At 76.1% G+C, this 2,275-nt stretch carries 2 protein-coding genes and 1 pseudogene; all 3 read left to right on the top strand.

All coding sequences use genetic code 11. The annotated features are described in order from the left end of the window. Positions 1-195: pseudogene (locus ABZW03_RS40035) on the top strand (hypothetical protein); the annotation flags it as partial. A 58-nt stretch (positions 196-253) separates the two neighbouring features. Further along, a complete protein-coding gene (locus ABZW03_RS40030; RefSeq protein WP_355269695.1) occupies positions 254-1,345 on the top strand; it encodes a PLP-dependent cysteine synthase family protein in 1,092 nt (363 codons plus the stop codon). Further along, positions 1,342-2,275 (top strand): MFS transporter (locus ABZW03_RS40025; RefSeq protein WP_355269693.1); only part of this gene is annotated, 934 nt, incomplete at its 3' end. The genes ABZW03_RS40030 and ABZW03_RS40025, both read left to right, overlap by 4 nt.

Below are 2,275 nucleotides of genomic sequence, written 5' to 3'. Positions count from 1 at the left end.
GGGACCGGGACGGTGGCCGCGCCCGCGCCGCGGCCCGTCCGGTCCACGGCCCTGCCCGTGCCGGCCCCGGCCGCCGTCCCCGCCGGGGACCGGGCGGAGCCCGCCTCGCCGCACCCGGCGGCCGCCGCCGCGCGCCGCTCCCGTACGCCCGGGCCGAGAGGCCCGCTGCTGGTCACCGGTCGGTGGCGGATATAGCGGCTCGGTGTTCCCGAGCCGTCGAACCATCCGCCAACCCCACGACAGGAGACCGGACATGACGTCCCTCACCCATCGCACCGACGACCATGCGGCCCTCAGCGCCCTGGTCGGCAACACCCCCGTCCTGCGGATCGGCGAGCCGCTCGCCCCGGCGGGCCGCGGCTTCTGGGCCAAGCTGGAGGGCTTCAACCCCGGCGGCATCAAGGACCGCCCGGCCCTGCACATGGTCCAGCGGGCCCGCGCCCGGGGCGAGTTGCGCCCGGGCGGCCGGATCGTGGAGTCCACCAGCGGCACGCTGGGCCTGGGCCTCGCGCTGGCCGGCATGGTGTACCGGCACCCGGTCACGCTGGTCACCGACCCGGGCCTGGAGCCGTCCATGACCAGGCTGCTCACCGCGTACGGCGCCGAGGTGGAGGCGGTCGCCAGCCCGCACCCGCAGGGCGGCTGGCAGCAGGCCAGGCGCGACCGGGTGGCCGAACTGCTGGCCCGCCACCCCGGCTCCTGGTGCCCCGACCAGTACAACAACCCCGACAACACCACCGCCTACACCCCGCTGGCGCTCGAACTCGCCGCCCAGCTCGGCCACCTGGACGTGCTGGTGTGCAGCGTCGGCACCGGCGGGCACTCGGCCGGCACCTCCCGGGTGCTGCGCCAGCTCTACCCGGGGCTGCGCGTGGTCGGGGTGGACACCGTCGGCTCCACGATCTTCGGCCAGCCCGCCCGCACCCGGCTGATGCGCGGCCTCGGCTCCAGCATCTACCCGCGCAACGTCGCCTACGGCACCTTCGACGAGGTCCACTGGGTCGCCCCGGCCGAGGCCGTCTGGACCTGCCGCCGGCTCGCCGCCTCGCACTACGCCACCGGCGGCTGGAGCGTCGGCGCGGTCGCCCTGGTGGCCGGCTGGCTGGCCCGCACCCAGCCCGCCGGCGCCCGGATCGCCGCCGTCTTCCCGGACGGGCCGCAGCGCTACCTCGGCACCGTCTACGACGACGGGTACGGCGCCGCGCACGACCTGCTCGACCACCCGCCGGCGGACGACCCGGACGAGCTCGACCGGCCGGACGAGCGGGAGGTCACCCGCTGGACCCGCTGCGCGAAGGTGGTCGACCCGCTGACCCTCGCGAGCGCCCCCGGCGGTGCCGAGTGAGGGACCTGACCGCCCAGTTCCGCGGTTACGAGCGCAGCGTCCGGCTGCTGATGGTCAACCAGTTCACCATCAACCTGGGCTTCTACATGCTGATGCCCTACCTGGCCGCCCACCTGTCCGGCGGCCTCGGCCTGGCCGGCTGGACGGTCGGGCTGGTGCTCGGGGTGCGCAACTTCACCCAGCAGGGGATGTTCCTGGTCGGCGGCACGCTGGCCGACCGGTTCGGCTACAAGCCGCTGATCGTGGCGGGCTGCCTGCTGCGCACCGCCGGCTTCGCCGCGCTCGGCCTCTCCTCCTCGCTGCCCGCCCTGGTCGCGGCCTCGGCGGCCACCGGCCTGGCCGGGGCGCTGTTCAACCCGGCCGTCCGGGCGTACCTCGCGCGGGACGCGGGCGAGCAGCGGGTGGCCGCGTTCGCCCTGTTCAACGTCTTCTACCAGGCGGGCATCCTGCTCGGCCCGCTGGTCGGCATGGCGCTGACGGCGGTGGACTTCCGCACCACCTGCCTGGTCGCGGCCGGGGTGTTCGCGGTGCTCAGCGCGGTGCAGATCCGTTCGCTGCCGGCCCGCCGGGGCGACGGGCCGGCCGGGGGCGAGGAGCGCACGGGTGTCCTGCGGCAGTGGCGCGGGGTGCTGGCCAACCGCCCGTTCCTGCTCTTCGCGGGCGCGATGACCGGCTCGTACGTGCTGTCCTTCCAGGTGTACCTGGCGCTGCCGCTGGAGGTCCGCCGGCTGGGCGGCGACGGCACCGGCGGGACGGTGGCCACGGCGCTGCTGTTCGCGGTGTCCGGGCTGGGCACGATCCTGCTCCAGACCAGGGTCACCGCCTGGTGCCGGGCCCGGATCGCGCCGGGCACCGCCCTGGTCGCGGGGGTGGCCGTGATGGGCGCGGCCTTCCTGCCGCTGCTCCCGGTGCACCCGCGCGGGGACGCCC

Source organism: Kitasatospora sp. NPDC004799 (genome assembly GCF_040609095.1).
Taxonomy (GTDB): domain Bacteria; phylum Actinomycetota; class Actinomycetes; order Streptomycetales; family Streptomycetaceae; genus Kitasatospora.
The sequence above is the reverse complement of the archived record's forward strand: the minus strand, read 5'-3'. Positions and strand labels throughout refer to the sequence as shown.

What these genes read in the sequence shown, in the direction of transcription:
- ABZW03_RS40030 (WP_355269695.1), top strand. Translation starts at nt 254, where the DNA reads ATGACGTCCCTCACCCATCGCACCGACGACCATGCGGCCCTCAGCGCC.